Annotated in this window: 26 protein-coding genes and 1 pseudogene; 17 read left to right on the top strand and 10 right to left on the bottom strand. The window is 70.2% G+C overall.

Features of this window, described 5'->3' with window-relative positions:
- The first annotated feature begins 116 nt into the window (after positions 1 to 116).
- From ABD907_RS05110 to ABD907_RS05085, 6 genes are read left to right on the top strand one after another with little or no spacing between them, the layout of a single operon-like run.
- Positions 117 to 1,424 (top strand): ABC transporter substrate-binding protein, encoded by a 1,308-nt coding sequence (locus ABD907_RS05110; protein ID WP_345215376.1) that lies wholly within the window; start codon positions 117 to 119, stop codon positions 1,422 to 1,424.
- Positions 1,418 to 2,359, top strand: coding sequence for a carbohydrate ABC transporter permease (locus tag ABD907_RS05105; RefSeq protein WP_425555702.1), 942 nt, complete (start codon positions 1,418 to 1,420; stop codon positions 2,357 to 2,359). The genes ABD907_RS05110 and ABD907_RS05105 overlap by 7 nt, the downstream gene beginning before the upstream one ends.
- Complete coding sequence (locus ABD907_RS05100) at positions 2,356 to 3,180, top strand: carbohydrate ABC transporter permease (RefSeq protein WP_345215375.1); 825 nt, start codon at positions 2,356 to 2,358, stop codon at positions 3,178 to 3,180. The genes ABD907_RS05105 and ABD907_RS05100 overlap by 4 nt, the downstream gene beginning before the upstream one ends.
- Before the next feature lie 23 nt (positions 3,181 to 3,203).
- Positions 3,204 to 5,795 carry an alpha-L-rhamnosidase gene (locus tag ABD907_RS05095; RefSeq protein WP_345215374.1) on the top strand — a complete coding sequence of 864 codons (2,592 nt, stop codon included), beginning with the start codon at positions 3,204 to 3,206 and terminating at the stop codon, positions 5,793 to 5,795.
- Positions 5,796 to 5,855: 60 nt separating this feature from the next.
- On the top strand, positions 5,856 to 6,245 hold the full coding sequence (locus tag ABD907_RS05090; RefSeq protein ID WP_345215373.1) for an NUDIX hydrolase: 390 nt from the start codon (positions 5,856 to 5,858) through the stop codon (positions 6,243 to 6,245).
- Positions 6,246 to 6,286: 41 nt separating this feature from the next.
- The gene (locus ABD907_RS05085) at positions 6,287 to 6,823 is read left to right on the top strand and encodes an AAA family ATPase (RefSeq protein WP_345215372.1); all 537 of its coding nucleotides are present in this window, start codon (positions 6,287 to 6,289) and stop codon (positions 6,821 to 6,823) included.
- 3 nt (positions 6,824 to 6,826) lie between these two features.
- Here the strand turns inward: ABD907_RS05085 and ABD907_RS05080 are convergent, their stop codons facing one another.
- Entirely contained in the window at positions 6,827 to 7,804 is a 978-nt protein-coding gene (locus ABD907_RS05080; RefSeq protein WP_345215371.1) for a threo-3-hydroxy-L-aspartate ammonia-lyase, read from the bottom strand.
- 126 nt (positions 7,805 to 7,930) lie between these two features.
- Here ABD907_RS05080 and ABD907_RS05075 point away from each other — a divergent pair, with 126 nt between their 5' ends.
- Positions 7,931 to 8,557: a nitroreductase family protein gene (locus tag ABD907_RS05075; RefSeq protein WP_345215370.1), complete on the top strand. Its 627-nt coding sequence runs from the start codon at positions 7,931 to 7,933 to the stop codon at positions 8,555 to 8,557.
- A gap of 12 nt (positions 8,558 to 8,569) precedes the next feature.
- Here ABD907_RS05075 and ABD907_RS05070 read toward each other — a convergent pair whose 3' ends face one another.
- From ABD907_RS05070 to ABD907_RS05050, 5 genes are all read right to left on the bottom strand, one after another.
- Entirely contained in the window at positions 8,570 to 9,007 is a 438-nt protein-coding gene (locus tag ABD907_RS05070) for an NUDIX hydrolase (protein WP_345215450.1), read from the bottom strand.
- A 166-nt stretch (positions 9,008 to 9,173) separates the two neighbouring features.
- Positions 9,174 to 9,599 (bottom strand): DUF2267 domain-containing protein, encoded by a 426-nt coding sequence (locus tag ABD907_RS05065; RefSeq protein ID WP_345215369.1) that lies wholly within the window; start codon positions 9,597 to 9,599, stop codon positions 9,174 to 9,176.
- A gap of 45 nt (positions 9,600 to 9,644) precedes the next feature.
- Entirely contained in the window at positions 9,645 to 9,878 is a 234-nt protein-coding gene (locus ABD907_RS05060) for a hypothetical protein (protein WP_345215368.1), read from the bottom strand.
- 28 nt (positions 9,879 to 9,906) lie between these two features.
- A complete protein-coding gene (locus tag ABD907_RS05055; RefSeq protein WP_345215367.1) occupies positions 9,907 to 10,323 on the bottom strand; it encodes a CBS domain-containing protein in 417 nt (138 codons plus the stop codon).
- A gap of 257 nt (positions 10,324 to 10,580) precedes the next feature.
- Complete coding sequence (locus ABD907_RS05050; RefSeq protein WP_345215366.1) at positions 10,581 to 11,498, bottom strand: SDR family oxidoreductase; 918 nt, start codon at positions 11,496 to 11,498, stop codon at positions 10,581 to 10,583.
- Between the two features lie 215 nt (positions 11,499 to 11,713).
- Between ABD907_RS05050 and ABD907_RS05045 the strand changes: the two genes are divergently transcribed.
- The 4 genes from ABD907_RS05045 (at position 11,714) to ABD907_RS05030 (ending at position 15,827) form a co-directional block, all read left to right on the top strand.
- A complete protein-coding gene (locus tag ABD907_RS05045; RefSeq protein ID WP_345215365.1) occupies positions 11,714 to 12,874 on the top strand; it encodes an NAD(P)/FAD-dependent oxidoreductase in 1,161 nt (386 codons plus the stop codon).
- A 93-nt stretch (positions 12,875 to 12,967) separates the two neighbouring features.
- Positions 12,968 to 13,978: a hypothetical protein gene (locus ABD907_RS05040; protein ID WP_345215364.1), complete on the top strand. Its 1,011-nt coding sequence runs from the start codon at positions 12,968 to 12,970 to the stop codon at positions 13,976 to 13,978.
- Positions 13,979 to 13,980: 2 nt separating this feature from the next.
- Positions 13,981 to 14,973: an ABC transporter ATP-binding protein gene (locus ABD907_RS05035; protein WP_345215363.1), complete on the top strand. Its 993-nt coding sequence runs from the start codon at positions 13,981 to 13,983 to the stop codon at positions 14,971 to 14,973.
- A complete protein-coding gene (locus ABD907_RS05030) occupies positions 14,970 to 15,827 on the top strand; it encodes an ABC transporter permease (protein WP_345215362.1) in 858 nt (285 codons plus the stop codon). The genes ABD907_RS05035 and ABD907_RS05030 overlap by 4 nt, the downstream gene beginning before the upstream one ends.
- Positions 15,828 to 15,856: 29 nt before the next feature.
- Here ABD907_RS05030 and ABD907_RS05025 read toward each other — a convergent pair whose 3' ends face one another.
- A complete protein-coding gene (locus tag ABD907_RS05025) occupies positions 15,857 to 16,435 on the bottom strand; it encodes a dihydrofolate reductase family protein (RefSeq protein ID WP_345215361.1) in 579 nt (192 codons plus the stop codon).
- Between the two features lie 46 nt (positions 16,436 to 16,481).
- Positions 16,482 to 17,105: a hypothetical protein gene (locus ABD907_RS05020; RefSeq protein ID WP_345215360.1), complete on the bottom strand. Its 624-nt coding sequence runs from the start codon at positions 17,103 to 17,105 to the stop codon at positions 16,482 to 16,484.
- A gap of 149 nt (positions 17,106 to 17,254) precedes the next feature.
- On the opposite strand from ABD907_RS05020, the gene ABD907_RS05015 reads away from it, so the two are divergent.
- The gene (locus ABD907_RS05015; RefSeq protein WP_345215359.1) at positions 17,255 to 18,262 is read left to right on the top strand and encodes a GlxA family transcriptional regulator; all 1,008 of its coding nucleotides are present in this window, start codon (positions 17,255 to 17,257) and stop codon (positions 18,260 to 18,262) included.
- A gap of 279 nt (positions 18,263 to 18,541) precedes the next feature.
- Here the strand turns inward: ABD907_RS05015 and ABD907_RS05010 are convergent, their stop codons facing one another.
- Positions 18,542 to 18,934 (bottom strand): hypothetical protein, encoded by a 393-nt coding sequence (locus ABD907_RS05010; protein ID WP_345215358.1) that lies wholly within the window; start codon positions 18,932 to 18,934, stop codon positions 18,542 to 18,544.
- Positions 18,935 to 19,123: 189 nt separating this feature from the next.
- On the opposite strand from ABD907_RS05010, the gene dnaK reads away from it, so the two are divergent.
- From dnaK to ABD907_RS04990, 4 genes are all read left to right on the top strand, one after another.
- Positions 19,124 to 20,992: a molecular chaperone DnaK gene (gene dnaK / locus ABD907_RS05005; protein WP_345215357.1), complete on the top strand. Its 1,869-nt coding sequence runs from the start codon at positions 19,124 to 19,126 to the stop codon at positions 20,990 to 20,992.
- Positions 20,989 to 21,696 carry a nucleotide exchange factor GrpE gene (locus tag ABD907_RS05000; protein WP_345215356.1) on the top strand — a complete coding sequence of 236 codons (708 nt, stop codon included), beginning with the start codon at positions 20,989 to 20,991 and terminating at the stop codon, positions 21,694 to 21,696. Before dnaK ends, ABD907_RS05000 begins: the two co-directional genes overlap by 4 nt.
- Before the next feature lie 81 nt (positions 21,697 to 21,777).
- On the top strand, positions 21,778 to 22,776 hold the full coding sequence (locus ABD907_RS04995) for a DnaJ C-terminal domain-containing protein (RefSeq protein WP_345215355.1): 999 nt from the start codon (positions 21,778 to 21,780) through the stop codon (positions 22,774 to 22,776).
- Between the two features lie 85 nt (positions 22,777 to 22,861).
- Entirely contained in the window at positions 22,862 to 23,287 is a 426-nt protein-coding gene (locus ABD907_RS04990; protein WP_345215354.1) for a heat shock protein transcriptional repressor HspR, read from the top strand.
- Positions 23,288 to 23,297: 10 nt separating this feature from the next.
- Here the strand turns inward: ABD907_RS04990 and ABD907_RS04985 are convergent, their stop codons facing one another.
- Entirely contained in the window at positions 23,298 to 23,597 is a 300-nt protein-coding gene (locus ABD907_RS04985) for a hypothetical protein (protein WP_345215353.1), read from the bottom strand.
- A 381-nt stretch (positions 23,598 to 23,978) separates the two neighbouring features.
- On the opposite strand from ABD907_RS04985, the pseudogene ABD907_RS04980 reads away from it, so the two are divergent.
- Positions 23,979 to 24,397, top strand: a pseudogene (locus ABD907_RS04980) (DUF2332 family protein).
- Positions 24,398 to 25,237 lie beyond the last annotated feature (840 nt).

Raw genomic sequence — 25,237 nt, 5'->3', positions numbered from 1 at the left:
TGTGTAGATCGGTTGACACTCGTGTGCCGCCACACTACTTTGGCTCGCAAGGTGAAAGGATTCACACACCGGATGTAGATCGGTTGACACACCGCCCTTACGAGGAGGTAAGGCCCATGAAACGTCCACTCTTGCGTCCGCTGGTGGCCGCCACCGGCGCGCTGTCGTTGTTCGCGCTCACCGCGTGCTCGTCCGGCGGTGGCGGCGGCAGCGGCGACGGCAGCGTCAAGATCGACTTCCTGGTCGACAACGGTGCGGACACCATCGCTGCGGCAGAGGCGCTCGTCGAGGCCTTCGAGGCCGAGAACTCCGACATCTCGGTCAACATCGATACCCGCCCTGGTGGCGGCGAGGGCGACAACATCGTCAAGACCCGTCTTTCCACCGGGGAGATGGCCGACGTCTTCATCTACAACACCGGTTCGCTGTTCCAGGCGCTGAACCCGGACGAGACACTCGTCGAGATGAGCGACCAACCCTGGCTCGGCGACCTGGACGACCAGTTCGTCAACACGGTCAGCACGGACAACGGCACCTACGGCAACGCCTGGGGTGCCACGTTCGGCGGCGGGATCCTGTACAACCGAACCGTCTACGAAGACCTCGGCCTCGAGATCCCCCAGAGCTGGGACGACTTCATGGCGAACAACGAGGCGATCGCCGAGGCTGGCATCACGCCGGTCATCCAGACGTACGGGTCCACCTACACCAGCCAGCTGTTCGTCCTCGCCGACTACGGCAACGTGCACACGGTCGACCCGGACTGGGCCGAGGAGTACACCGCCGGCAATCGTTCCTACACGGAGCCGCCCGCGTTCTACGGCTTCCAGCACCACGAGGAGGTCGCCAACGCGGACATCTTCAACGAGGACTTCGCGTCGGCGACCGACGCGGACGGCGCCCGCATGCTCGCCGAGGGCGAGGGCGCGCACTATCCGATGCTCTCCAGCCTCATCGCCCTGATCAAGCAGAACAACCCCGACGCCATCGAGGACATCGGTTACTTCGCGATGCCCGCCGAGGAGGCGGCCAACACGACCGCCACGATCTGGCAGGCCACGGGCATCTACGTGCCGCAGACCACCGAGGACGCCGAGCGCGAGGCCGCCCTGTCCCTCGTCGAGTTCATCACCAGCGACGCCGGGTGCGAGATCCAGAACGAGAACCTCTCGGCGGCCGGTCCCTACCCGGGCACCTGCGACCTGCCCGACGACGCCCCGCCGATCCTGACGGATCTCCAGACGTACTTCGACGAGGGCAACACCGCGCCGGCGCTGGAGTTCCTCTCGCCGATCAAGGGGCCGAACCTCGAGCACATCATGGTCGAGGTCGGCTCCGGTATCCGGTCCGCCGAGGACGCCGCCGCTGCGTATGACGAGGATGTGGTGAACCAGGCGCGTCAGCTGGGGCTCGAGGGCTGGTGACTTTCGCGGCGTCCGAGGTGCGAGCCCGTCGGGCCCGGGCTCGCACCTCGCGCCAGGACAAGGCCCGTGCCGCGGGTGCGCAGCGGCACGCCTACCCGATGTGGTTCTACCTGCCGGCGGGAGTCCTGTACCTCGTCTTCTTCGCGATCCCCACCTTCGCGTCGTTCTACTTCAGCCTGACCCGCTGGACGTTGTTCGAGACGGAGTTCATCGGGCTCGAGAACTACATCCGCTTCTTCCAGGAGCCGCGGCTCTTCCAAGGGTTCATCAACACCTTCATCTACGGCATCACCACGTCGGGGGCGAAGGTCGTCATCGGCATGGCGCTGGCCGTGCTGCTCACCTCGCAGATCACCGCGCGCGGCTACCTCAGGTCGGTGGTCTTCTTCCCCGTGCTGGTGTCGACCATCGGAGTCGGCGTGATGGCGACGGCCTTGCTCGATCCGTTCGACGGTCTCGTGAACACGGTGCTGGCGGCCTTCGGAGTCGAGGGGCCGCACTGGTTCACCAACCCGGACATCGCCCTGCTGAGCGTCGCGGGCGTGGACATCTGGAAGGGGCTCGGCATCGCGACCCTGATCTACATCGCCGGCCTGGTGGCGATCCCGCGGGAGTACTACGAGGCCGCGCAGATCGACGGCGCGAGCCGATGGCAGCAGTTCCGGCGCATCACGCTGCCGCTCGCGATGCCGGCGACCGGGACGGTCATCATCCTCTCGCTCATCGACGGCCTGCGCTCCTTCGACCTCATCTGGGCGACCACGGAGGGCGGACCCGGCTTCTCCTCGGACGTCATCGCGTCGGTGATCTACAAGCAGTACCAGGCGGGGTTCTACGGGCTCTCCACAGCCGGGAACGTGATCCTGTTCCTCGTGGTCACGGCGATCATGATCCCGGTCACGAGGCTGATCAACCGGCAGGCGGTGGAACGATGAGGCGCCGCGGTGTCGTGATCGGGGTCATCTCGGTCCTCGTCTCGATCGTCGTCTTCCTCGTGCCGTTCGCGTTCGTCATCCTGCAGGCGATGAAGACTCCGGCCGCGGCGTCGCGACTCGCGTTCTCCTGGCCCGAGGAGATCGTCTTCGTGGAGAACATCGTCGAGGTCATGACCATGCGTGACGGGATCGTGCCGCGGGCGTTCGTCAACAGCACGATTTTGACCGTCACCAGCGTGGTCATCATGGTGATCGCTGCGGCGATGGTCGGCTTCGTGCTGCAGCGCCGCGCCAGCAGGTGGAACCCGGTCGTCAACTTCTTCGTGCTGGCCGGGCTGATCGTCCCGCCCGCCGTGGTGCCGACCATCTGGCTGCTGCAGACGCTCGGGCTGTTCAAGACGTTGCCGGGCCTGATCCTCATCGAGGCCACGTTCGGGCTGTCATTCTGCATCCTGCTGTTCCGGGCCTTCGTCGGCACCATCCCGCGCGAGCTCGACGAGGCGGCGCTCATCGACGGCGCCGGACCCTTCCGGCTCTTCTTCACCGTGGTCCTGCCGCTGATGAAGCCGACGGTCATCACCGTGATCGTGGTGCAGTCGGTCGTGGTCTTCAACGACTTCACCAACCCGCTGTACTTCTTGCCGGGCGACGAGAACGCGACCGTCCAGCTCACCTTGTACAACTTCCTGAGCCAGATGCTGAACCAGTGGAACCTGTTGTTCACGGACGTTCTGCTGATCACGATCCCGCCACTGGTCATGTACATGTTCTTCAACCGCCAGATCGTCGCCGGCATGACCGCCGGCGCCGTCAAGGGCTGAACCATCGAGGGGAAACGCACCACATGAGCACCACCCGAGTCACCGCTGTTCGCGTCGAGCGCCGTCGGGACGGGGCGTTCGCCGAGACACCGACGCCGCGACTGTCGTGGACGGTCGCGTCCGACGGCCCCGGCTGGCGCCAGAGCGCCGCGGAGGTCCGCCTCGACGGGACCGAGGTCGCTCGGCTCGACACGGCGGAGTCCGTCTTCGTGGACTGGCCTTATCCGCCTCTGGTCCCGCACGCGCGCCACACCCTCGAGGTGCGGGTGACCGGGGACGACGGCGGCACCTCGCCGTGGAGCGAGCCGGTCACCCTGCGCAGCGTATTCCTGGCCGATGGTGAGTGGCAGGCGGCCTTCGTCGCCCTCGCGCAGCCGGAGGGGGAGGCGTGCCCCGGGCTCGTGCGGACCGAGATCGACGTGGACAAGGAGGTCGCCTCCGCGACGCTCTACGCCAGCGCGCAGGGCGTCTACCAGGTGGCGATCAACGGGCGCGACGTCGACGACGCGGTGCTCAAGCCCGGCTGGACCAGCTACCAGTACCGCATCGAGCACGAGGCGACGGACGTCACCGGACTGCTGACGACCGGACGCAACGCCGTCGGCATCCGGTTCGCCGGCGGCTGGTTCACCGAGGAGTACGGCTTCCATGGCAGCGCGCGCCGCGTCTACGGCGACCAGCCGGCCGTCGCGGCGCAGCTGCACATCGCCTACACCGACGGCACGTCCGACGTCGTCGTCACCGGGAGCCACTGGCGCGGCGCGGCCGCCGGGCCGGTGGTCAGTAGCGGCATCTACGCCGGTGAGCGTATCGACGCTCGCCGCGCGGTCTCCGGTTGGTCAGCGCCGGGTTTCGACGACTCGGCCTGGCCTGCGGTCGCCGTCCGTGACGCCGATGTCGTCCCGGAACCGGCCACCGCCGAGCCGGTGCGCCGGACCGAGGAGCTGGTGGTTCAGGAGGTCATCACCACGCCGTCGGGGAAGACCGTCCTCGACTTCGGTCAGAACCTCGTGGGCTGGTTGCGCGTGCGCGTCGCCGGGCCCGAGGGGCAGGTGATCACGGTTCGCCACGCCGAGGTTCTCGAGCACGGCGAGCTTGGCGTGCGGCCGCTGCGCCACGCACGCGCCACCGACGAGCTCGTGCTCTCCGGCGGCGAGGACGTCTTCGAGCCGGAGTTCACCTTCCACGGTTTCCGGTACGCCGAGCTGGAAGGCTGGCCGGGAGAGTTCGACAGCGAGCTGGATGCCGCCTCGGTCACCGCCGTCGTCGTGGGCAGCGACATGCGGCGCAGCGGTTGGTTCGAGAGCTCGGAGCCGCTGCTGAACCGCCTCCACGAGAACGTCGTGTGGGGGATGCGCGGCAACTTCCTGTCAATCCCGACCGACTGCCCGCAGCGGGACGAGCGGCTCGGTTGGACGGGCGACATCCAGGTGTTCAGCCCGACGGCGAGCACGCTGTTCGACTCCGACGCCTTCCTGTCGGCATGGTTGAAGGATGTCGCGGCCGAGCAGGCCGCGTCGGACGGTGTCTGCGGGTTCGTGGTGCCGCAGGTGCTGCCCGACGGTGACCGGGCGGCGGCCGCCTGGGGCGACGCCGCGACGGTGGTGCCGACCGTGCTGTTCGAGCGCTTCGGCGACCGGCGGGCGCTGGCCGAGCAGTACCCGAGCATGCGGGCGTGGGTCGACAAGGTCGTCGAGCTGGCCGGCGAAGGGCTGCTGTGGCAGGGGATGTTCCAGTTCGGCGACTGGCTCGACCCGGACTCTCCGCCGGACAACCCCGGTCAGGCGAAGGTCGACAAGGAGATCGTCGCCACCGCCCACCTCGTCCGATCCGCGCGGCTGGTCGCCCGGGCGGCGCGGGAGCTCGGGCACGCCGAGGACGCGTCCCGGTACGCCGACATCGCCGAGCGGACGAGGCAGGCCTGGCTGCACGAGTACGTCACGCCTGCCGGGATGATCGTCTCGGACGCCCAGACGGCGTACGCGATGGCCATCGCGTACGAGCTCGTGGACGCCGACGCCCGCACCGTGATGGGCGAGCGTCTCGCGGAGCTGGTGCGCCGAGCGGACTTCCACATCGGGACAGGGTTTGTCGGCACCCCGATCATCGCCGACGCGTTGACCACCACCGGTCACGCCGACGTGGCTGGACGACTCCTGCTGCAGACCGAGGTCCCCTCGTGGCTGTACGCCGTCACCATGGGGGCGACCACCGTCTGGGAGCGGTGGGACTCCATGCTCCCGGACGGCAGCATCAACCCGGGGCAGATGACCTCGTTCAACCACTACGCGTTCGGCGCGGTCACCGACTGGATGTACCGCCGCCTGGCCGGCCTGGCTCCGGACGCGGCCGGGTACCGGCGGCTGCGGATCGCGCCGGTCCCGATCGCCGGGCTGGACCGTGCCTGGGCGCGGCACGAGACGCCTTACGGCATGGCCGAGTCCGGATGGACGGCCACGGACGGTGAGATCAGGGTGCGGGCCGTGGTGCCGGCGAACACGACGGCGACCGTCGAGCTGCCGGGTGCGGAGCCGGTGGAGGTCGGTTCGGGCGCCCACGAGTGGACCATCGCGGACCCGCGGCCGGCCGAGGAGCACACCCTCGCCAGAGTGTGACGGGGACGAGAGCCGCAGGGCTGCAGGCCCTTGGCCGGACCCGAGCGTTAGGGTCCGGATGTGCGGTGGGTCGTCTCGGTCAAGGGTGTCGTCGAGCACGAGGGACGATTCCTGCTCGCCCGCAACGAACGCGACGAGTGGGAGCTGCCGGGCGGTCAGCTCGAGGAGGACGAGTCACCCGAGAGGTGCGTGGTCCGCGAGATCCACGAGGAGACCGGCCTGACGGTCGGTGCCGGGCCGCTGCTCGACGTCTGGACCTTCGAGGTCGTACCCGCACGATCCGTCCTGATCGTGGCGTACGGGTGCGTCCTGAAGTCTCAGCCCGAGCTCGTCGTCTCCGCCGAGCACCTCGATCTCGGCCTCTTCAGCCCGGAGGAGTGCGACGCTCTCCGCCTGCCCGAGGGCTACCGTCGCGCCATCGACCTCGCGGTGTCACGGCCATCAGGTTGAGCCGCCGCTGCCGGATACCACCGGAGCTCTAGCATCGACGAATGCCCGCCCGTACGCGTTCCGCCCGCCTGCTCGTCGTCGTGACCGGCCCGATCGCCGCGGGGAAGAGCACGGTTGCCCGGGAGCTGGCGGACCGGTTGCTCGCGGCGGGCAGCACCGTGGCGGTGGTCGACGTCGACGAGGTGGCGGCGATGGTTCACGGCGGACTCTCCGACTGGGACCTCGCGCACCAGGTGCACGGGCGCCTCGTCGCCGCGTGGCTGGACAGGGTGGACACGGTGATCGCGGACGGACCGATCTACAGCCGGCAGGAGACAAATCACCTGATCGGTGACGTCTCGGGGGACGTGCGCCTGGTCCGCGTGATGCTCCGGGCGACATACCCGACGGCGCTCCGGCGCGTCACCGGCGATCCCGACCGCGGGCTCTCGAAGGATCCGGCGTTCCTGCGCCGTGCGTACGAGCGGTTCGAGGCGCTCCGTCCCGACATGGACGCCTGCGACCTGGAGTTCGATGCAGAGCAGGTGTTTGCCGAAAAGATCGCCGACGAGATCGCGGCCCACGTCGCGTGCCGGTGAGTCTCAGCCCGCCAGGAGCGCGCCGAACCGCGCCGGGTCGACGTTCCCGCCGCTGAGGACGACGCCGACCCGCTGCCCGCGCAGGTCCTCCGCCATGGCCGTCGCCGCCGCGAGCCCCAGGCAGCCCGTCGGCTCGACGACGATCTTCAGATACGTCACCAGAGTCCGCATCGCCTCGACGAGCTCGTCGTCGGCGGCGGTCAGGACCGTGGGGCCCTCCCGACGGAGGATCGCGAAGGTCAGCTCGCCGAGGTGCTGGGTCTGGGCGCCGTCGGCGATGGTGCGGGGGGTGTCGATGTGGACGATCCGGCCCTCCGCGAGTGAACGCTGCGCGTCGTTGCCCACCGCCGGCTCCACGCCGTAGACCCGGCAGGCGGGGGAGAGGGCGCGGGCGGCGAGGAGCGAGCCCGAGAGGAGCCCGCCGCCGCCGAGCGGGACGAACAGCGCATCCAGCTCGCCGGCCTCCTCGAGCAGCTCTTTGACCACCGTGCCCTGCCCGGCGATGACATCGGCGTGGTCGTACGGCGGGACGAGGGCCAGCCCGTCCCGCTCGGCGAGTGCGCGCCCGATCCCCTCACGGTCCTCGGTGTAGCGGTCGTAGCGCACCAGTGCGGCGCCGTAGGCGGCGGTGGCGGCCACCTTCGCCTCCGGCGCGTCGTGCGGCATGACGATGGTCGCGGGCACCTCGAGGATCTGGGCGGCCAGCGCGACGGCCTGCGCATGGTTGCCCGAAGAGTAGGCGACGACGCCGGCACGCCGCTGCTCGGGCGAGAGCTGCGCGAGCGTGTTGAACGCGCCGCGGAACTTGAACGCCCCGATCCGCTGGAAGTTCTCGCACTTGAACATCACCTCGGCGCCGAGCCGGGCGTCGAGGAGCCGGGAGCGCAGCACCGCGGTGCGGTGCGCCCGGCCGGCGAGCCGCGCGGCCGCGGCGGCGACGTCGTCGTAGGTGGGCAGGGCGGTCGAGGCGGAAGCCGTCACGTCAGCACACGCTAGCGCCCGCGACGCCGTCGTCATCACCGGTCGTGGGCAGGAGGTCGTCGAGAGGAATCAGACCACCGGGGTTCGAGTTGGCCCGGATGCCCCTAAGGAGAGGAGACGATCCGGATGACCGACCTGCTGCCGCTGACCCCCGACGAGCTGCTCACCACGACACGCGCGGTGCGCAAGCGCCTCGACCTCGACCGCCCCGTCCCGCTCGCCGTGGTGCGCGAGGCCCTCGAGATCGCCGTGCAGGCGCCGTCGGGTAGCAACAGCCAGGGCTGGCACTGGATCGTGCTCACAGATCCGGAGCTCAAGGCCGGCGTCGCCGAGTGGTACGGACGCTCCTACGACGCCTACCGCGGCTCTCGCGGAACGCCGGCAGAGGGCGTCCAGGCACGAGTGAGCTCGAGCGCCGACCACCTGAGGGAGGTGCTGGGCCAGGTTCCCGTCCTGGTGATCGGGGCGATCACGACCGGCGAGGAGGACCTGCCGGCAGCGAACCAGGCGGGCCTGTGGGGCTCGCTACTGCCGGCGGCGTGGAGCCTGGCACTCGCCCTCCGGGCCCGGGGGCTCGGGACGGCGTGGACCACGCTGCACCTGCGGTACGAGCGCGAGGTGGCCGAGCTCCTCGGCATCCCGGCGACCGTGCGGCAGGGCGTGCTGCTCCCGGTGGCGTACACGAAGGGCACCGACTTCAGACCCTGGCCGCGGGTCGACCTCGACGGCGTGGTGCACGTCGACGGTTGGTGACGGGGCAGCACGTCAGCCGGTCTCGACCAACAGGCCCGACCAGCGGCGGGCGATGTCGACGAGCTCCACGCGGTCCAGACCGTCGACCTCGGTCAGCGGGAACCACGCCACGTCGTCGGTGGACCCGTTCACCTCGACGGCGAGCTGCCCGGCCACGACGTGGGCCCGGTAGACGATCCGCAGGGCCTGCAGCGGCACGCCGGCCCGGCCGGCGGTCATCCTTCGCCCGCCGGGTACGACCAGGCTGTCCACGCCGATGATGCCGTCGAGCGCCACGTCGTAACCCGTCTCCTCCCGGACCTCCCGGACCGCCGCGTCCTCGGGATGCTCACCCGGATCGATGCCGCCGCCCGGCAGCGTCCAGCCGGAGCGGCCGTTCTCGCTCCAGTGGGGCAGGAGGATACGGCCCTCGTCGACGATGACGGCGTACGCGGCGATCCGGATGTCCATGTCCACCCGAGCATTGTTCCTCAGGATGACCGGCGCCCGACCGCGCCTGACGACACCGCAGGGTCTGGCAGCCTCGAAGAGGCGGCCAGCTGGCTGGCGACCGCACGCGGTTCTCGGCCGTGGCGCCGTCGACCTGCGGTGACGGGCCGGAGTCAATGAGGCTTCTTCAGGACCCGGCGGCCGCGTCGTCGAGCTTGCCCGAGCGTCCGCCCAGGAAGCCCTTGATGTCGTCCGGCAGGGCGGCGGCCACGTTGTCCATCAGGCCGCCCTGGACCGCGTCGCCGACCACCTCCAGCACGGACCGCGCCTGGAACACGGCGTCGGGCGCGTCCGCCCCGGTCCGGTCGGTGATCCGTGAGACGAACTCCGAACGGTCGAAACGTTCGCCGGTGCCTTCGCCGCCGAAGGTGATCGTGCGCCGGAGATTCTCGCCGATCTCAACCGGCAGCTCGGCGGCCAGATTCTCGACCAGCCCTTCGGGGACGCGTTCGCCGAGGGTCTCGAGGGTCGCTCGGGTAGCGCGCTCGGCGTCGCCGCGGCTGGCCAGCTTGGCCCGGGTCTGGACCTGACCGATGAACTCGTCGTGCTGCATTCGCTCATCACTCCTTTCGACGTTGTCTGACCTCGTGCGCGTCCGTCAGCTTCGGTCGATCAGCTCCGGTGCTCCCGACTCGCGGGCGCAGTTGGCGCAGCAGTAGATCGCGCCGTCCGCCTCCACGCCGTGGCCCAGGATCCGGCACCCGCAGTGCTCGCAAGTGGGAGCCATGGCGTGGACGGCGCACTCGAAGCTGTCGAACGTTCCGGACTCGGTGCCGCGCGTGATCGTGAAGGTCTTGTCGTACTCGTTGCCGCAGGTGTCACAGGTTGCCATGGGTGCTACTCCCTCGAGGCCAGCGGGGTCATTCGTTCGGCTGCTTGGCGGAGATGTCGGCCAGCGCCGACTCCTGGTCCCGCTCCATGGCGAGGTCGCCGATCGAGAGGATGCCGACGAGGTCGTCGCCGCGCATGACGGGCACGCGCCGGACACCCTTCTCGCGCATCAGGTTCACCGCGGCCTCCTGCGGATCATCCGGGGAGACGGTGACCAGATCGGCGCTGCAGGCGTTGCGTACCTCGTCCTCGGCGCCGCCGCCGGTCGCGAGGACGCGGATGACCAGGTCGCGGTCGGTCACGATGCCGACCACCTGGCCGCCGTCCTCCACGACGAGGTCACCGATGTCCTGGGCCTTCATCAGCTCGGCCGCCTCGCGGACCGTCTGGTTCGCCCGGATCTTGGTCGGGTTCTTGGTCATGACGTCCGTGACGGTGTTCGCCATGGTTTGTCCTCCTTGTGTCGAGGAGTCGCTCTCTGGCGTCATCACCATCGTGAACCGAGGGCCATGCCCCTGCATCTGGGCCGGGCGTGCCGCGGCGGGTCCCCGATGAGAATTCGCCCCGCCCACACGCCGAGAGCGGAAACCTATGCCAGAAGCGGACGTTTGAACGTCCGCTCTTGGTGCAGGTTTCCGCTCTCGGCGTGGCCGTGGGGGTGGGGCTCGGCGTGCGGGGTGGGGTGGCTCTCTGGCCGTGGCGGTCAGGGCGTCGGCTTGCCCCCGTTGACGTTCATGGTCTCGCCGATGACGTAGCTCGACTCGGGGGAGGCGAGGAAGACGAACGCCGGGGCCATCTCCGTGGGCTGCGCGGCGCGACCGAGAGGGGTGTCCTGGCCGAACTTCGGCAACTTCTCCTGCGGTTGGCCCTCCGAGGGCTGGATCGGCGTCCAGACGGGCCCGGGCGCGACGGCGTTGACCCGGATGCCCTGCGGCGCCAGCTGCTGGGCCAGGCCCTTGGAGAAGTTGTTGATGGCGGCCTTGGTGCTGGCGTAGTCCAGCAGCGTCGGGGACGGCTGGTACGCCTGGATCGACGTCGTGTTGATCACCGTGGCGCCGGCGGGGAGATGCTTCAGGGCGGCTCGCGTCGTGCGGAACATCGCGAGGATGTTGGCGTGGAAGGTCTCCTCGAGCTGCTCGTCACCGATCTCGCTGAGGGACTGGGTGGCCACCTGCTTGCCGGCGTTGTTGACGAGGATGTCCAGGCCTCCGAGCTCGTTGGCGGCTCGCTCGACGGCCTCGGTGCAGAACGCGGGGTCGATGAGGTCGCCGGCGATCGTGACGGCACGACGCCCGCACTCGGTGATGATCCGGGCGACCTTCTCCGCGTCCCGCTCCTCGGGCGCCAGGTAGGTGATCGCGACGTCGGCTCCCTCGCGCGCGAACGCGACGGCGGTGGCCGCGCCGATGCCGGAGTCGCCACCGGTGATCAGCGCCTTGCGTCCCTCGAGACGTCCGGTGCCGCGGTAGGAGTACTCACCGATGTCCGGTGTGGGAGTCATCTCCTTCTGGACCCCCGGCTCCTCCTGATGCTGCTTCGGCGGGCTGATCTCCGGGAAACGCTCGACCGGATTGACGAAGGCGAGCTGGTCCGTGCTCGTCCGGGCGTCGTCGGTGCTCACGAATACCTCCTGCTGGTGTCGGCTGTGTCGCCATCAGTCTGTGGCGCAGTGCCCGCACCCGCATGCGGAGTCGGTGGAGGGTCGCGCCGTCGGATCGTCGAGTCGTTCCGCCTGCACGTGCGCAGATCCTGGAGATTCTCAAGATCCTGTGGAGGTATCGCGTCGATCACCATGAGGGGTCTCGTGGGCAGGCACGCCGCGGATACGGTCACGGCATGAAAACCGTTGACGTGCTGGTCGTCGGAGCTGGTCTCGCCGGGCTGCACGCCGCCACCCTGCTCGCCGAGCGCGGCCACGAGGTGCTGGTGGTGGACCGGCGACCGACGCTTGCCGGCGCCATCTGCACGACGGGCATCTTCGTCCGTCGCACGCTCGACGACTTCGCGCTGCCTGCCGAGCATCTCGGGCCTCCGATCCGGCGGGTGGTGCTCTACCCCCCGAAGATGCGCCGTCCGGTGAGCCTGGTCAGCTCGCGCGACGAGTACCGGGTGGGTGACATGGCAGCCATCTACGAAGCAGCGGCCCGCACTGCGGCCGTTGCCGGCGCACGGATATCGCTGGGCACGCGCTACGAGGGTCGACAAGCCGACACCTTCCTGATGACGGGTCCGGACGGGCCGACCTCGGTGCGGGCGCGGTTCGTCGTCGGGGCCGACGGAGCGCGCTCGCGGGTGGCCCGCGACCTCGGGTTCGACCGCAATCGGCACCTGCTGGCGGGCGCCGAGCAGGTCTTCGACGTGCCCCCGCAGGAAGGGCCACCGGCCTTCCACTGCGTGCTCGACCCCACCCTGGCTCCCGGTTACCTCGCCTGGGTCGTCAACGACGGTCAGCACGCCCATGTCGGCGTGGCCGGCTACGCCGACCGCTTCCCCGACGGCGTCCACCGGGCGTTGGAGCGGTTCACCACCCGCGCCCCGGGCCTGGCGGGCGTCGACCGTCCCGACCAGGTCGAGCGCCGCGGCGGCCCGATCCCCGTCGGCGGCCTGCTCCGCCGGATCAGCTCCGCCGACGGGTTGCTCGTCGGCGACGCGGCCGGTGCGGTCTCCCCGCTGACCGCCGGTGGCCTGGACCCGTGCCTACGGCTGTCGGAGCATGCCGCGACGGTCCTCGACGAGGCCCTGCGAGCCGGCAGTCCCGACCCGCTGACTCAGTACGACGGCGCCGCCCTGCGGACCCGCTTCAGAGGGCGGCTGACGCTGCGCCGCGCCCTGGCCCAGGTACGTACCCCCGCCCTCGCGACCACGGCGTTCACCCTGCTGCGCACCCCCGTCGGCCGCGCCGCCGCCCGGCAGGTGCTCTTCGCCGACAGGTCGTTTCCCGACCCCCGGCCGCCTGCCCCGGCGGCCGGGGCAGCAGCGCGCGAAGGATCCCGATGATCGAGGGCCCACCGGCTGACGAAACGCCGCGGCGAGACTCACACTGGAGGCGCCCCCTGCGGCGCGCCGAACAACACAAGGAGCTGAACGACCATGCGTCATCCGAGTGAAGACGTGCTGCGCCGAGTGCTGGAGGAGCCGGCCGGCGTGGCCGATGCCGATCGCGAGCACGTCGCCGGCTGCCAGCAGTGCCTGGGCGGCCTCGCTGCCATGCGCCACGACGCCGCCGATGGGCGGCCGGCATCGACCGACCAGAGCCGGCCGACGGCGCACGCCGGGCGATCGCGTGCCGCGCTGCGCGGTCCGGTCGCCGCGGCCCTCGCCGTGGCCGTCGTCCTGGCCGGAGCCGGCGCCGCGGCCGCCGGGGGTTGGCTGCAGATCTTCCGCACCGATGAGGTCGCGCCGGTGACGGTCACCGAGGCCGACCTGGTCGAGCTGCCCGACCTGTCCGCCTACGGCGACGTCGAGGTCACCCACGACCTCGACGTCCGCGAGGTCGCGGACGCCGCTGCCGCCGAGCAGGCGACCGGTCTCGCCGTCCCGCAGGTGAGCGAGCTGCCCCGCGGCGTCAGCGGAGAACCGACATTCCGGGTCGGCGGCCCGGTGAGCGCCGAGCTCACGTTCTCGGCGCAGCAGGCCGCCGAGGCGGCAGAGGCGGCCGGTGAGGCCGCGCCACCGCCGCCGCCGGGCCTCGACGGCAGCCGGTTCCGACTGGAGGCCGGCCCCGGCCTCGCCGCTGCGTGGTCCTCGGACCATGGTGCGCCCGGTCTGGTGGTGGCCCGCGCGGTCGCGCCGACGGTGCACTCCTCGGGCGTGCCGTTCGAGACGGCCCGCGACTACCTGCTGTCCTTGCCCGGGCTGCCGGAGGACGTCGCGGCGCAGCTGCGCGCGTTCGAGCCGGACGGCTCCACCCTGCCTCTGCCGGTGCCCGCCGACGAGGTGACCACGTCCTCCGCACAGATCGGCGACGTGCCGGCCACCGTGCTGGTGACACGCGATCGGACGATGGCCGCCGTCGTGTGGGTGGACGACGGCGTGGTGACCGCCGTCGCCGGGGCGCTGGACGCCGACGAGGTGCTCTCCATCGCCCGGGACCTGAGCTGATCATGACCGCCCAGCCCGCCGGCGTCCACGCCGACGCGGACGTTCGCGCGGCGGCGGACCTGGTCGCCGGCCTGCCGGCCGGACCCGCCGTCTGGTGCTCCGGCTTGCGCAAGCGGTACGGACGGCAGACCGCGGTCGACGGCGTGTCCTTCGCCGTGGGTCGCGGCGAGGTGGTGGGCCTGCTCGGACCGAACGGAGCCGGCAAGACCAGCGTCATCAAGATGCTGCTCGGCCTGGTTCGGCCCGACGCCGGCGACGTGCTGCTGCTGGGGCGACGGGCGCGCGCCCCGCAGGCACGGGCCCGCGTCGGATACCTGCCGGAGCTCTTCCGCTACCAGCCGTGGCTCACCGCCGCCGAGGTGCTGAGGCTGCACGTGCGGCTCGCGGGCATGACCGTCCCGGCCGCGGAGCAGCGCGACCGCCTGTCGCTGGTGGGCCTGGACCACCGGGCCGGCGACCGCGTCGGCGGCTTCTCCAAGGGCATGCAGCAACGCCTCGGGCTGGCCGTCGCGCTGGTGGCCCGGCCGGAGCTCGTGGTGCTGGACGAGCCGACGAGCGCGCTGGACCCGCTGGGGCGTGCGGATGTGCGCGACATCGTGGGTGACCTCAAGTCCCGGGGCGTCGCGGTGCTGCTCAACTCGCACCTGATCGGGGAAGTCGAGCGGGTCTGCGACCGGGTCGTGATCCTCGACGGCGGCCGGGTCGCCGCATCGGGGACGCTCGCCGAGCTGCTCGGGCAGCGCGAGGTGAAGCTTCAGCTGACGGACCTTGCTCCGGCCGCGGAGGAGAGACTGGCCGCGACCGGTGAGGTCGAGCGCGCCGGTGACTGGTTCACCGTGGCGCTGCCGGCCGACGACGCCGGGACCGCCGTGCCCGACCTGGTCCGTGACCTGGTCAGCACGGGAACCCGGGTGCACGCCGTCGAGCCGGCGCGGATCAGCCTGGAGGAGCGACTGCTCGGCATCCTGCGGAACGAGCAGGGGGACGGCCGATGACCACGGTGCGCACCGTCGTGACCATGGCTGCGCTCACCCTGCGTCAGGCCTCTCGCCGGCGGGTGCTGTTGGCGCTCGCCGGGCTCACGGTCCTGCTGCTCGCCCTGAGCGGCTGGGGGTTCGCGCGACTGGCGGCCGAGAACGGGGGCGCTGCCCTGACCACCGGCGAGGCCCGATTCGCCGCGTCCATGCTCCTCAACCTCGTGATGTTCGGGTACAGCCTGATCGCGGCGCTGGGTACCGCCTTCCTCGCGGGGCCCACGCTGTCCGGCGAGACGGAGTCGGGCGTCGTGCTCACGATGCTCGCCCGGCCGATCCGTCGCTCCGCCGTGCTGCTCGGCAAGTGGCTCGGGCTGGTGGTCGGCGGGGCCGGCTTCGTCGTCCTCGCCGGGCTGGCCCAGTGCCTCGTCGTCCTGTGGACGACGGGCTACTGGCCGCCACAGCCGGCGACCGCGCTGGCACTGCTCGCAGCGGAGACGACCGTCCTGCTCACCCTGGCCCTGCTCCTGTCGACGGCCATCTCGCCGATGGCCTCCGGCGTGGTCGCGGTTGGTCTCTTCGGTGCCACCTGGGTCGCCGGGGTGGTAGGTGGCGTCGGAGCTGCTCTGGGGAACGACGCCGTCGCTCGCGTGGGCACCGTCTCGAAGATGCTCCTGCCCACCGACGGCCTGTGGCGCGGTGCCATGCACGCGTTCCAAGACCCCGGGGTGCTGGGACAGCTCGGCGCCGAGATCGAGGGCCACCCGTTCCTGAGCGAGGCGCCGTTGACGCCCGCCTACCTCGTGTGGGCCGCGGTGTGGGTGGCGATGATCTGGGGACTGGCGCTGGTGTCCTTCGCGCGCAAGGACCTGTGACGGGTCTCAGCTCTCGCCGACCGACCGACTCAGCCATGCAGGATGGGGTGGTAGACGAGCTCCTGAATGTGGCCGTCCAGCGTGCGGCGCTCGATCAGCTCGAGGTCGAAGTCGGCCGCGCCCTGGAAGATCGGGTCGAGTCCGGTCTGCCCGGTGATGACCGGGAAGAGCGTGACCTGGATGCGGTCGACCAGCCCGGCGGCCATCAGCGCCCGGTTCATCGACAGGCTGCCGTGCGAGCGCAACGGCAGCGCGGACTCCTCCTTGAGCCGGGCGACGACGTCGACCGCGTCGCCGTGCACGACGCTCGCGTTCGGCCAGTCGAGGGGTCCTGCCAACGTCGTCGAGACGACTGTTGCCGGCAGGTTGCGCATGCGGGTGACCCACGGGTCGCGCACGTCGGAGTCCTCGGTGCTGGAGGCGAGCATCTGCACGAACGCCCGGTACGTTCGGGCTCCGAAGACCATCCGCTGCTCTTGGTCGTACAGGCGGAGGCGGTGGTCGAGGAGCTCGGGGCCTTGCTTGCCCCAGTAGCCGGTCCAGCTGCCGCCGGCGGCACCGAAGCCGTCGAGGCTGGAGAAGACGTCGAAGGTGTAGGTAACGGTCACGATGCTCTCCTCAGGGTTGATCGCGTGGTGCTGAAGGCAGACGGCGTCACGACACGATCGCGAGGACGACGCAGAGCGCGCCGACGGTGACGTCGAGGCCGATGCAGAAGATCGCCATGGAGCGGTCGACGACGATGTCGTGACGGTAGTGCCGGATGTCCCAGAGGGCGTGCGCCGCCAGCACCGCGCCGGCGAGGGCCAGACCTGCCCGGGGAGCAAGGTGCAGGGCGAGGACCGCGATCCCGAAGAAGCCGAACAAGGCGGCCCCCTGGACGGCGGTGACACGGCCGGCGCCCACGAGGCGCCCGACGACGAGCAGGACGGCGGCCACGAGCCCGAACAGCGCCCACCACGGGAGCGGCACGAGCAGGCCCGCGAATGCCAGGCCGCTGAACACCGGGACCCCGAGCCAGGCCACCCAACGGGTCGTCGTCGCGGCCGCCGCCAGGTAGCACAGTGCCGCGACCCCGACGGCGGTAGCGGGGGTGAGCGTCGTCGTGCCGTCCACGATCGTTCCGTCGTGCATCACCGCCAGCCCGTAGGTCAGCCCCAGACCTGATGCGATTCCGACGACGATCCAGGTGGCCAGGAAGGCTCCGGACTCGGGCTGGGGGACCGCTCCGGTCCCGGTGCCTGGCTCGCCAACCATGGTGTGGCTACTCGCGGTCATGGTCTCGCCCCTCGTCCGTTCGTTGCGGCCGCCTCGGTCCGAGCGGCGTGAGCACAAGGATGCCGACGACCGCGGCCCGGAGCGGCGCCCTGGCCGACTTCCTGGGAAATGTGGCCGACCGGAATCGCGATCGCTGCCTACCCTGAGGTATGGCCGACCGTGAGGTGCTCGTGATCGGGTACGACGCTGCCGAGTTGGTCGACATCGCGTCCGTGACCTCGTCCCTGGAGCTGGCGAACCGCCTCGGTGCCCGGCCGAGGTACCACGTGGAGCTCGCCACGCTGGACGGTCGCGACATCGTCTGCGACTCCGGGCTGAGGCTCGGCGCGCAGTGCGCGATCCACCAGGTGTCCGCGGTGGACACCGTGATCGTCACCGGAGGACTCGGTCACGAGGCAGCCGGGCGCAGTCTCGAGCTCCTGCGGCAGGTCAGGCGTCTCGCCGGCCCGGCGCGCCGGGTGGCGGCGGTGTGCACCGGTGCCACCGTGCTGGCAGCCGCAGGGCTCCTCGACGGGCGGCGTGCGACCACGCACTGGTTCTACGCGGCCGAGCTCGCCGCGCACTTTCCACGGGTCTGTGTCGACTCCGCGCCGGTCTACATCAGAGACGGCAAGCTGGCGACGTCGGGCGGCGTCACCGCCTCGCTGGACCTCACCTTGGCGTTCATCGAGGAGGACCATGGCGCCGAGCTCGCCCGCTGGGTGGCGATGGGCATGGTCACCTACCTGCAGCGGCCCGGCAACCAGGCTCAGATGAGCATCTTCACGGAAGCGCCCCGGACCGACCACGCGCTCGTCAAACGCGTCCTCGACCACGTGGTCGCCCATCCCGACGGCGACCTGCGGACCAGCGCCCTCGCCGAGCTGGTCGGGGTGAGCCCCCGTCAGCTGAACCGCTTGTTCCACGAGCACCTTCACGGCCCTCCGGCCAGTGCCGTCCGCAGGATCCGCCTCGAGCTCGCCGCGAAGCTCGCCTCCTCCACGGACCTGTCCATGTCTCAGATCGCACGGCGATGCGGCTTCGGCTCGGCCGAGAGCATGCGCCAGGCCTTCGTCGCGCGCTACGGGGTCAGCCCCCGCACGCTGCGCAGCACGCATGCCCGCTCGTTGGCAGGGCCGACGCCGGACGAGCCGGCGCTCGCGGCGGCCGTCCGCTGACGCGGTCCCGATCGCCCGCTCTCGCCGTCAGCCGCGGTCCTGACGAGACTCTGCCATGTCCTGCGTGAGGGCCCGCAGCGGGTCCAGCACGTCGTTCAGCTCGGCCATGCGAGGTATCCAAGAGCGCCGATGACGAGTGCTTGACTTCGCCGCGTCGGCGGGGGCTTTTAGCGCCAGACTCACTTGAGATGTAACCACTGCCCTGCGCGTCGCGGCGCGTGTCGGTGATGTGGCTGGGGTCGTTGTCGGCTACGGCTGTGCGGGTGCCGCAGCACGGCGCTAGGTCCGAGGTGCTTCGGGCAGGCACGCGGCCACGATCGCGGCCACCGCCGCCGGCGCGTAGAACAAACCTATCGACGCGAACGCGGCCAGGACGAACATCGTCAGCAGTGCCGCGGACGCGATCGACAGCGACTGCCACGCCCTGCCACGCGTGAAGAGCGGCAGGAGTGCCACGGCGATCGGGACCATCATGCCCACGACCGCCCAGGGGCCGTTGACCTCCAGGAACCGGCCCGAGGTGACTTCCGCTGCTCCCGACTCCACCGTGTAGAGCGGCATGACCAGGATCGTGACGGTGGCCGCCACCACGAGGGCGAGCACGCCGAGCTGGACGAGGCGCTTGGCCGGGCGGCGACGGGTCGGAGGCTGGGGTGCCGGGTCTGGTGCCATGGTGTGGCCAGCGTGCCACGGTCCGTCCGGTGCCGGGAACAAACGCACCACTTCGTTAGTTGAGCCAGGCAGACTCAAGTTTTGGCCTCCCGAGTTGGACATCAACGCGCAGAGGACGCAGACTTGAGTGCATACGGCTCAAGACCCGGCGTGAACGCGCTGGGCACCGGAACGAAGGAGCACAGACACATGGCACGAGCTGTCGGTATCGACCTCGGAACCACGAACTCGGTGGTCGCCGTCCTGGAGGGTGGCGAGCCCACCGTCATCGCCAACGCCGAGGGTTCCCGGACCACCCCGTCGGTCGTCGCGTTCAGCAAGTCCGGCGAGGTCCTGGTCGGTGAGGTCGCCAAGCGGCAGGCCGTCACCAACGTGGACCGCACCATCTCCTCGGTCAAGCGGCACATGGGCACGGACTGGTCTCACGAGATCGACGACAAGACCTACACGCCGCAGGAGATCTCCGCGCGGATCCTCGGCAAGCTGAAGAACGACGCCGAGTCCTACCTGGGCGAGGAGGTCACCGACGCGGTCGTCACCGTGCCGGCGTACTTCAACGACGCCGAGCGCCAGGCGACCAAGGACGCCGGCCAGATCGCCGGCCTCAACGTCCTGCGCATCATCAACGAGCCCACCGCCGCGGCCCTCGCCTACGGCCTGGACAAGGGCAAGGAGGACGAGCTCATCCTGGTCTTCGACCTCGGTGGCGGTACCTTCGACGTCTCCCTCCTCGAGGTCGGCAAGGACGACGACGACTTCTCCACCATCCAGGTGCGTGCCACCAACGGCGACAACCGTCTCGGTGGCGACGACTGGGACCAGCGGATCGTGGACTGGCTCGTCAAGCAGGTGAAGAACAAGGACGGCGTGGACCTGTCCAAGGACCGCATCGCCCTGCAGCGGCTGCGTGAGGCCGCCGAGCAGGCCAAGAAGGAGCTGTCCTCGGCGACCAGCACCAACCTCTCGCTGCAGTACCTCTCCATGAGCGAGTCCGGCCCCATCCACCTGGACGAGAAGCTCACCCGCGCCGCGTTCGAGGAGATGACGTCCGACCTGCTGGAGCGGACCAAGCAGCCGTTCCACAACGTCATCAAGGACGCCGGCATCTCCCTGAGCGACATCGATCACGTGGTCCTGGTCGGCGGATCGACCCGCATGCCGGCGGTCTCCAACGTCGTGCGCGAGCTGACCGGCGGCAAGGAGCCCAACAAGGGTGTGAACCCGGACGAGGTCGTCGCCATCGGCGCGACCCTGCAGGCCGGCGTCCTCCAGGGTGACCGCAAGGACATCCTGCTGATCGACGTCACCCCGCTCTCCCTCGGCATCGAGACCAAGGGCGGCGTGATGACCAAGCTCATCGAGCGCAACACGGCCATCCCGACCAAGCGCTCCGAGGTCTTCTCCACCGCGGAGGACAACCAGCCGAGCGTGCTGATCCAGGTCTTCCAGGGCGAGCGCGAGTTCGCCCGGGACAACAAGCCGCTGGGCACCTTCGAGCTGACCGGCATCGCCCCGGCTCCCCGCGGCATGCCGCAGATCGAGGTCACCTTCGACATCGACGCGAACGGCATCGTGCACGTCTCCGCCAAGGACCGTGGCACCGGCCAGGAGCAGTCGATGACGATCACCGGCGGCTCCGCTCTGCCTCAGGAGGAGATCGACCGGATGGTCAAGGAGGCCGAGGCCCACGCCGCTGAGGACGCGAAGCGTCGCGAGGAGGCCGAGACCCGGAACACCGCCGAGCAGATGGTCTACTCCACCGAGAAGCTCTTGAACGAGAACAAGGAGAAGCTCGCCGACGACGTCGCGACCGAGGTCCAGGAGTCCATCGACGCCCTGAAGAAGGCGCTCGAGGGCGAGGACATCGAGGCCGTCAAGAGCGCCCAGAGCGACCTGGCCACCAAGAGCCAGAAGATCGGTGAGGCTGTCTACGCCCAGCAGGGCGACGGCGAGCCGGCTGCCGAGGGCGCTCCTTCGGAGGAGGCCGGCACGTCCGAGAGCTCTTCGGACGAGGACGTCGTCGACGCCGAAGTTGTGGATGACGAGGACAAGAAGTGAGTGCATCTGACAACGAGCGTGCCGAGGACTACGAGAAGCCCGTCGTGCGTGACCGCCGGAAGATCGACCCGGTGACGGGCAAGATCCGCACGGCCGACGAGGAGGCGCCGTCGTCGAACGACGGCGGCGCCCCCGCCGAGGGGTCGGGCGGCCCGGGCCCGGACATCGCCGAGGCGGCGGACGGCATCGTCCCGGAGGACGCGTCCGGGACCGTCGGGCCGCCGCCCGCGGGGGACGTGGGCGCCGCCGACCCCGTGGCCGAGGCCCGGGCCGAGGCGGCCGACCTGCAGGACCAGCTCGCGCGCCGCAACGCGGACGTCTACAACCTCCAGCAGGAGTACAACGCCTACGTGCGCCGCTCGAAGGGCGAGGCCGTGAACCAGCGGCAGGTCGGCGCCAACGAGGTGCTGGAGGCCCTGATGGGAGTGCTCGACGACGTCGAGCTCGCCCGGCAGCACGGCGATCTGACAGGGCCGTTCGCATCGATCGCGGAGAAGCTGGAGAGCACGCTCACCCAGCGGTTCCAGCTGACCCGGTTCGGCGACGTCGGCGAGGAGTTCGACCCGGAGGTGCACGAGGCACTCATGCACACCGCGGACCCCGAGGCGACGGCGACGACCGTCACGCAGGTCCTGCAGCCCGGCTACCGCGCCGGCGAGAAGGTGCTGCGGGCGGCCCGGGTGGCGGTCAGCAGCCCTGAGTAGACATCGATGAGCGGATCCGTATTCGTGGTGCCGCGGCGGGACAGCAACCGCCGCGGCACCGCACGATCGAGGAGGTAGGTCTTGACTGGTCAGGACTGGCTGGAGAAGGACTTCTACGCCGCTCTCGGCGTGCCCAAGGACGCCGACGCCGACGCGATCAAGAAGGCCTACCGCAAGCAGGCTCGCCAGTTCCACCCGGACAAGAACCCGGGTGACCCGAAGGCCGAGGAGAAGTTCAAGTCGGTCGGCGAGGCGTACGCCGTGCTCTCCGACCCCGAGCAGCGCAAGCAGTACGACGCCCTGCGCACCATGGCCGGCGGCGGCGCCCGGTTCTCCGCCGGCAGCGGCGGACCGTCGTCCGGCGCCGGCTTCGAGGACCTGTTCGGCGACATGTTCGGCAGCAGCACGGGGGCGGGCGGTCCGCGGATGCGGTACACGTCCACCACCGGTGCTCAGGGTCAGCCCGGGTTCGAGGACATCTTCTCCGGCATGTTCGGAGGCGGCGGATTCGGCTCGCGGCGCCGCCCGCAGCGCGGCGCTGACGTCACGACGTCGGCGCGGCTGCCGTTCCGCAACGCCGTCGAGGGGTCGACGGTGCAGCTGACGACCGAGGGCCGGACCATGACGGTCCGCATCCCGCCCGGGGTGCACGACGGCCAGAAGATCCGTCTGCGCGGCAAGGGCCGTCCCGGCGTCGCCGGCGGCGAGGCGGGCGACCTCATCGTGACCGTCCACGTCGAGCCGCACCCGCTGTTCACCCTGGACGGCAAGAACCTGCGGCTGACGGTGCCGATCACCTTCGACGAGGCGGCGCTCGGCGCCACCATCGAGGTGCCGACACTGGACGGACGCACGGTGAAGGTCAAGGTGCCGGCGGGTACGCCGTCGGGCCGGACGCTGCGGGTCCGTCGCAAGGGACTGAGCCAGAAGAACGGCCCCGACGGCGACCTGCTGGTGACCGTCAACGTCGTCGTCCCGAGCCGCCTGTCGAGCAAGGCGAAGGAGGCCGTCAAGGCGTTCGCCGAGGCCAACGACGGCGTCGACCCGCGCGAGGGCCTGCGGGAGCTGGCCTCGCGATGACACGGCCGGGGGCGTCGGGCCGGGCAGGCACTCCTGCCCGGCCGTTCCTGCATGTGGCACCACAGTGATCAGGGAGGGCAGAGCGATGGCGGACAGGCGTGAGGACGCGCCGGTGCTGACCATCTCGGTGGCGGCCGGCCTCGCCGGCATGCACCCGCAGACCCTGCGGCAGTACGACCGGCTCGGCCTCGTCGAGCCTCGCCGCACGCGCGGACGCGGGCGGCGGTACACCATGCGCGACGTCGGACGGCTGCGCGAGGTGCAGCGCCTCAGCCACGAGGAGGGCGTCAACCTCGCCGGCATCAAGCGGATCCTCGACCTCGAGCGCGAGCTCGAGCGGGTCCGTGAGGAGAACGAGCGGCTCCGCCTCGCCGCGGACCCCGGGAAGCGGATCTTCGCCGCCGACCAGGCCGGCGACGTCGTCGCGGTTCCGCGCGGCACGCGGGTGCGGCGGGTCTCGACCTCGTCGTCCGGGGCGATGGTGCTCTGGCGTCCCCCGTCGCGCCGTTGACCCCGACCGGTCAGCTCACGGCGGTGGAGACGAGGACGGCCACGGCCACGCCGATGGGGATCAGGAAGATGCTGAAGCGCCGCCACAGGTTGGGAACGAGCGGTCGGGTGCCGAGCATCTGCAGCGCCTCGTCGTCGGACACCGAGCGGGCAGCCCAGCCCTGCGGCGTGGCTGTGGCCAGCTGGTAGCGGTACCGATAAGCCACCGAGAAGATGAACATCAACGTGAAGTAGCCGTAGGTCAACACCACCACGTGGTCGGGTGACACCTGCCGGTTGAGGCTCCGCCGTCCCCAGGACCAAAAGATCATCGTGTTCCTCTCGTCTCCGCACGGACGCGTCATCTGCGCACCGACGTCGGGGACCAGAACTATCAGGGCCTGCCCCGGAACTCGATGGTGAGAACTACCCGGCCGGGACGGGAGTGATCCCTACCACCGGCCGGACCGGCACGGCCGACGGCACGGGCAACGGTTGCGGGCCGACGTACGTTGGGCCGGTGGACGTGGCTGGCCTGTGCCTCTACCCCGACCGCTACAGCTACCGGTACGAGACGCCGTCGGGAGAGGTCCGGCTCGACCCGTCGACCGGGCCCAGCGCGGTGGAGCTGCCCTGCGCACCGATCACACCGACGTCCCCGACCGCATGCCCGTGGTGGCTTGGCGGCCGGTATCGACCTGAACCCGATCGACGTGCGCGACACCGACCAGGTCGGCTGGCTCGAGACGCTCGCCTGGCCGGAGCACCAGGACCGGCGGCGACGCATCCGTGCGGCGCGGAGCTCGTCGCGTCCGACCCGCCGCGCCTCGTCCGTGGCGACCTGCTCGAGACGCTCCCGGACCTGGTCGCGGAGGCGCCCCACGACGCCACGATCGTCGTCCTTCACAGTGCTGTGCTCGTCTACCTCGATCGCACACGGCGCGAGCGGTTCGTGGACCTGGTCCGTGACCTCGACGTCACGTGGCTCAGCAACGAGGGCGCGGGCGTGCTGCCCTCGGTGGCCGGGAAGCTGACCGTCGAGCCGGGCGGGCGCTTCGTCCTCGCCCGCGACGGCGTGCCCGTCGCTCTCACGGGTCCGCACGGCCAGAGCTACGAGCACCTGCCGCGCTGACGAAAGTGTTGATCCTGCTGCTATAGCGACCGGATCAACACTCTCGAAGGGCCGAGCCGCGCGTTACGGTGCTTACTATGACGACATTGGCCGCGACGAGGGAGCGAGGGACCGGTGATGAGTCCGGAAGCGGAGCAGGCAGAGGCGAGATCCTCCGTGGAGCCGGATCACGTCCGGGTGTCGCGGCACCACTCTGCCACCTGGCCCAGGCCAGCCACCATGAAGCGTTAAAGGCGGTTCACATAGAACTCAGTGTCGGTTAATCTAGGGTGAATTGGCGGTGCCAATGAAGGGCCCTTGACGACCCGATATGCGCCATGTTGGAATATTTGAACGTGCACAGCAGTTCCGGCGGCGAGGGGGCTAGCCGCCATGCCAACCTTCTTGGGTTTTGACGCAAGTTGTGCAAAGTGTCGGGCGATCTCGAGCGAGATCGACGATGCTCAGCAGAAGATCGAAGTACTCAGCCTTGAGGATCCACGGATGCTCGGTTGGCGTAGACAGGCTTATGGCGATGACCCGCCGTGGACGCCGACGTTGGTCGAAGTATCGGACGGTGGCCAAGTCCGTGCATGGAAGGGGCTGGGTCTCGCTGTCCAGGTGTCCCGGGCTCTCGGGATACGAGCGTCTTGGCGGCTCGCCAAGGCGGTGGGCTCGACATCCCCTCGAACCTCGGGCGCGGAAGGTGGCATCACGAGGTCCCAGTTCGGCAAGGTAGTCGTCGGGGCGATCGCGACAGCAGCATTCCTGACACCGGCGACCGCCGCGTGGGCAACCGGTGGTCGCAGGCCGAGCCCGAAGTTGCGTCCCGCCATCCCCGCTTCCGAAAATGTTGCTGAG

This window comes from Georgenia halophila (assembly GCF_039541595.1).
The sequence above is the reverse complement of the archived record's forward strand: the minus strand, read 5'-3'. Positions and strand labels throughout refer to the sequence as shown.